Source organism: Deltaproteobacteria bacterium HGW-Deltaproteobacteria-18 (assembly GCA_002841885.1).
Taxonomy (GTDB): Bacteria; Desulfobacterota; Desulfovibrionia; order Desulfovibrionales; family Desulfomicrobiaceae; genus Desulfomicrobium.
Genome location: PHBE01000035.1, coordinates 1 through 1,733 on the forward strand (window position 1 = coordinate 1; position 1,733 = coordinate 1,733).

2 protein-coding genes are annotated in these 1,733 nt (G+C 58.5%); both read left to right on the top strand.

Translation table 11 applies throughout. The features are described 5' to 3' along the window. Positions 1 to 484: histidine kinase (locus tag CVU60_17955; protein PKN39990.1), on the top strand; the 484-nt coding region annotated here is incomplete at its 5' end. 229 nt (positions 485 to 713) lie between these two features. Next, positions 714 to 1,733 (top strand): histidine kinase (locus CVU60_17960; protein ID PKN39991.1); only part of this gene is annotated, 1,020 nt, incomplete at its 3' end.

Here is a 1,733-nt window from a genome sequence, read left to right on the forward strand (position 1 = left end):
GGCCCTCAACGCCACCATCGAGGCGGCCAGGGCCGGTGAAGCCGGGCGCGGGTTTGCGGTTGTAGCCAACGAGATCAAGGAACTGGCCATGCAGACCGCCCGCGCAACAGAGGAAATCCGGGGCAAGATCCAGGGCATCCAGGGCGCGACCGGAATAACGGTTTCGGAAATCCAGCAGGTCAGTCAGGTCATCAACGAAGTGGACATCATCGTCGGCACCATCGCGGCCGCCGTCGAGGAGCAGTCCGTCACGACCCGCGACATCGCCGACAATGTCGGTCAGGCCTCCCAGGGCGTGCAGGAAGTGAACGAGAACGTGTCCCAGGCCGAGACCGTGACCGGCGACATCGCCCGGGAGGTCACCGCTGTAAGCGCTGCCTCGGGAGAAATCGCCCAATCGGCCGAGGCGGTGCAGGCCAGTTCCGAGAGCCTGAGCGGACTGGCCCGCGACCTCAATGCCATGGTCGGCAAATTCAAGATCTAAAAATAATCCACTCTTTACCTTATGAAAAAGCCCGGTTAAACGCCGGGCTCTTTTGTTTGCATAACCAAACACTACGTTCACGATCGCGTGCGTCGCTCCCATCAATCGATTTCGACGGACCTGAAGGGTTCACCGGCTGGCGGCCGGAATATTCCTTTGCTTGCCATAATTGCGACACATGATGTAACTTCAAACAACATAAATTACTTACCACTCTTGGAGGACGTTCATGGCCATTCGATTCGGCATCCGCAATCGCTTACTCTTTCTGGTCGGCATCATGCTCATTTTCATGGGCGCCGTCGTCTCCTTCTTCGTCTATCAGGCAAGCGGGACAAAGGACCAGATGATAGCAAAAGTCGGCCAGATCATGAACGCCGATGCACGCGACAAGATCATGGTAGCGACCACGAACATGGCCTCAAGCCTCGGCTCGGCAGTGGAAGGAATGACGGCCGATTCGGAACGGATCGACACCATCCGACGACTTATCAACACCATTCGTTTCGAAGAGGACAAATCCGGCTACTTCTTTGTCTATCAGGAGACGGTTTGCCGGGTTCTGCCAACCAAAAAGGAAAACGAGGGCAAAGATCTCGGTGGAGCCAAGGACGTCAACGGTCTCCCCTTCGTCCAGGAGTTGCGTAAACAGGCCCAGGCCGGCGGTGGATTCGTCGAATACGTGTTCGACAAGCCTGGTAAGGGCGATCAGCCCAAGATTGCCTACTCGATGATGATCCCCGGCACTGATCTGTGGATAGGCACCGGAGTCTACATCGACAACATCGCCGAGGCCCAGGCCGCAGTAGCCGCTGATCTCGAAAGCGCGGCCGCGAGATCGCTGACCATTGCCATGTCCTTCATCGGAGCCGGATTTGCGTTCCTGGTCCTGCCCCTGACCATCTTTCTCATCCGCTCCATCATCACCCCGCTGCAGCGCATGATCGGCATGCTCAAAGACATCGCCCAGGGCGAAGGCGACCTGACCGCCCGACTGAAGGACACCTCCGGCACCGAGACCCAGGAACTGGCCGAATGGTTCAACAAGTTCGTGGAGCAGGTGCACGGCATCATCCGCGAAGTGGCCGGCAACTCCGCCCAGGTCAATCAGGCCTCGGCGGGACTTCTTGGCCTCGCCACCAACCTGCGTGGGGCCTCCAGCGACATGACCGCCAAGTCCACCAACGTGGCCGCAGCCACGGAAGAGATGAGTTCCAACATGAACTCCGTGGCCTCGGCCATGGAAGAA